Genomic DNA, 3066 nt, shown 5'->3' with positions numbered 1-3066 from the left:
GGTATCATCAATTAGTGACTGAATGGCTTTGGTAAGCTTGGTTTCTTCAACCAATAACGCTTCTACGTGCAGGCCGAAGCTAAAACCAAAGTCTTCTAAGGCGCTTACGTTACTCGGGTCGGCCATGGCTACATACAGGGTTTGGTTTTGGCTATACACCGGCAATACGTGGTGTTTGAAAATCAGCTTTTCGTTGAGAAAACTCTGGGGGATTTCGTTGATCTCGATGGCATCGAGATCCAGCAGCGGAATGCCAAATTGAGCTTCGCAATAATCGGCCAGAGCCTTGCTAGAGAACAATTCGTTTTCGACTAGTACGGTAGTAAAGGCCCGCTGCTCCTGCCGGCTACGCTTATACAGCTCCAGCAGTTGTTGTTCTTTTTCGGGAAAAGAAACGGCCAAGCTGGAAGCAAGGCCGTTGAGGTTATCTATGACTGCCATTGATAATTAGAATTAGCAAAAATCTGCTGCTTGACAGGTACCGCTCTGAGCCCAAGTAACTCGACCAGCACTTCCGCTGGTATTGGGCGTGATTATGTAGGTGTAGCCACCTGCTTCAGTGACACCGGTTCCTGTAATGACACCATTTGCAACATCCATTGAAGCAATGTTACCGTCGGCTGCTGAAATAGCTGCAGGGATAGCGTAAGTTGTTCCTGCATGAGCTCCTGCATCACAAGTAGTCATGTCACCTGTCATGTTGTAGCATAGCTCTACTTTGAGTTTGTAGGATTGTGCTGCGGCTACCACATCGGCGAAGTTTGATTTTTGAACGTAAGTAAAATAGGCCGGTAATGCTACTGCCGCCAGAATGGCCACAATCGCTACTACGATCATCAATTCGATTAGGGTGAAACCTGCTTGCTTATTCGCAGCCTTGGTTTGAAGGTTCTGGATGGTTTTCATTGCGTCTTTCCTTTACACAAGTTATTTATTTACCGTTTTTTTTATCAAAAATGCCGCGAAATTTTTTGCATTTCAGTCACATAATTGACATTGCGATGCCTTAACTATGAATAATTAAAACATACGCGTCATATAAGTATAGTTATTATTGTAAAAAGGCAATCAAATCGTGATCTTAAGCGTTTTGTCAAAAGGACAGCTGTATACTCTTGTGTACAGCTGAAAAAGACGATTAAAAATTATTCCGCGACAAATCTCATACTGAGGTCTAGCGCCTTGACATGTTTGGTTAAAGCACCTACCGAAATAAAGTCGACACCGGTCTCGGCATATTGACGAATGGTCGCTAAGGTCATGTTGCCCGAGGCTTCTAACTTGGCGCGGCCTTGGTTTTGCGCTACCGCTTGTTTCATCAACTCTACCGTGAAGTTGTCTAGCATTACTACATCACAGCCCGCAACAAGGGCTTGTTCTAGCTCATCGAGGTTTTCTACTTCTACTTCTACTTTTTTGCCGGGGGCTATTTGGCGAGCTTTTTCCACCGCTGCTTGAATGCTACCGCAGGCCATAATATGGTTTTCTTTAATTAAAAAGGCATCGAACAGGCCAAAGCGGTGATTGGTACCGCCACCACAGCTTACCGCGTATTTAGAAGCATAACGTAAGCCCGGTAAGGTTTTACGCGTATCTAGCAGTTGGCAGTGAGTGCCTGCTAGCAGCTGCATGTATTCGGCCACTTGGCTGGCTATGCCCGATAGGGTTTGAATGAAATTTAAAGCTGAGCGCTCGCCGGTAAGCAGTATTCGGGTTGGCCCAGTTAAATAACAGAGCACTTGATCGCTGACTACCTTATCGCCGTCTTCCACCAACCACTCTATGCTGACTTCGCCGCCTAATTGCTTAAACACCTCTTCGGCGAAGGCTTTGCCAGCAAAAATGGCCGGTTCGCGGCTAATGATTTTAGCCTTGCTGACTTGTTGTTCGGGAATAAGGGCGGCGGAAATATCCAGTGCGGGATTTAATTCGCCTAAGTCTTCGCTTAGGGCGGCGCTGACATTAGCGCGCAATTGCTCTGCATTCATTGCATTGTTTCTCTGAGGGTTGGGGTTACTTATGGCAACTTATCATGTATCAGCTGATTTTTGCTGGCACATTTTAACCTAGATGCGAATCGCTTGCATGGTCAAATGCAGACTATATTATGAGTCTTGCTTGTATGTGAGATAAGCATGTTGCATTTTTAGCTTAGGGAGTGGTTTTGCAAATTAATCAACAGCATTGGCTAGAGCCTGTGAGAGCGTTGAATAGCCCCTTTTATAATCAGCGGCCCAGTGATGAAATTAGCCTGTTGGTGATTCACTGCATCAGTTTACCAGAAGGGCAGTTTGGCCTGCCTTATATAGACGATTTGTTTTGTGGCTGCTTAGATTGTCAGGCTGATGCTAGTTTTGCCGAGTTACAGGGTTTGCAAGTCTCGGCGCATCTGTTGATTAACCGCTTGGGCGAAGTTACTCAATATGTGCCTTTTAATTTGCGGGCTTGGCATGCGGGGACCTCTAGTTATGCAGGTCGAGAGGGCTGTAATGATTTTTCCATCGGCATAGAGTTGGAAGGCTGCGACAGTCAGGGCTATAGCGAGGCGCAATATCAATCTTTAGTGGAGGTGAGCCAAGCCTTGTTAAAACGCTACCCCTTGCTTAATAAACAACGTATTGTGGCTCACAGTGATATAGCCCCTTCGCGTAAAACCGATCCGGGACCTTTTTTTGATTGGCCTCGCTATTTAGCGGCCTTATAAATAAGTCACTTGGTTTGCTGAGCTAATTCACCTACTATTCATGATGACGTGGCTTTTTATGGAGTAAATTCAGTTAGATGTCTCTTATTTCTCTGTTGTTAGCACTTAGTTTGGAGCGGGCTCGCCGGATTGGCGCTCGTTGGTGGTGGCAGCAGGTCTTTCATTGGTGGTTGCAGCGCTTTGACTTACGTTCGGCGGCTTGGCAGCTATTGATGACGGTTTTTTTACCCAGTGCATTAATGTTATGGCTGCAAATTAGCCTGAGTGGCTGGCTGTTTGGCTTAGCCAACCTGCTGCTGTGGATTTTAGTGCCCTTAATTACCTTAGGCTGTCCGCCAATTCAGCAGAGTTATCGTGATTAC

4 protein-coding genes and 1 pseudogene are annotated in these 3066 nt (G+C 45.9%); 2 read left to right on the top strand and 3 right to left on the bottom strand.

The window, feature by feature from the left end; all coding sequences use genetic code 11:
* From ACQY6Q_RS00655 to nadC, 3 genes and pseudogenes are all read right to left on the bottom strand, one after another.
* Positions 1 to 441, bottom strand: a pseudogene (locus ACQY6Q_RS00655) (type IV-A pilus assembly ATPase PilB); the annotation flags it as partial.
* Positions 442 to 453: 12 nt separating this feature from the next.
* Complete coding sequence (locus tag ACQY6Q_RS00650) at positions 454 to 906, bottom strand: pilin (protein WP_427976647.1); 453 nt, start codon at positions 904 to 906, stop codon at positions 454 to 456.
* A 239-nt stretch (positions 907 to 1145) separates the two neighbouring features.
* Positions 1146 to 1988 (bottom strand): carboxylating nicotinate-nucleotide diphosphorylase, encoded by an 843-nt coding sequence (nadC, locus tag ACQY6Q_RS00645; RefSeq protein WP_427976644.1) that lies wholly within the window; start codon positions 1986 to 1988, stop codon positions 1146 to 1148.
* A gap of 176 nt (positions 1989 to 2164) precedes the next feature.
* Between nadC and ampD the strand changes: the two genes are divergently transcribed.
* Both ampD and ampE read left to right on the top strand, forming a co-directional pair.
* Positions 2165 to 2704 (top strand): 1,6-anhydro-N-acetylmuramyl-L-alanine amidase AmpD, encoded by a 540-nt coding sequence (ampD, locus tag ACQY6Q_RS00640; protein ID WP_427976642.1) that lies wholly within the window; start codon positions 2165 to 2167, stop codon positions 2702 to 2704.
* 77 nt (positions 2705 to 2781) lie between these two features.
* Positions 2782 to 3066 (top strand): regulatory signaling modulator protein AmpE (gene ampE / locus ACQY6Q_RS00635; protein WP_427976640.1); only part of this gene is annotated, 285 nt, incomplete at its 3' end.

The sequence above is a fragment of the Agarivorans sp. genome, from assembly GCF_050295395.1.
Classification (GTDB): Bacteria; Pseudomonadota; Gammaproteobacteria; order Enterobacterales; family Celerinatantimonadaceae; genus Agarivorans.
The sequence above is the reverse complement of the archived record's forward strand: the minus strand, read 5'-3'. Positions and strand labels throughout refer to the sequence as shown.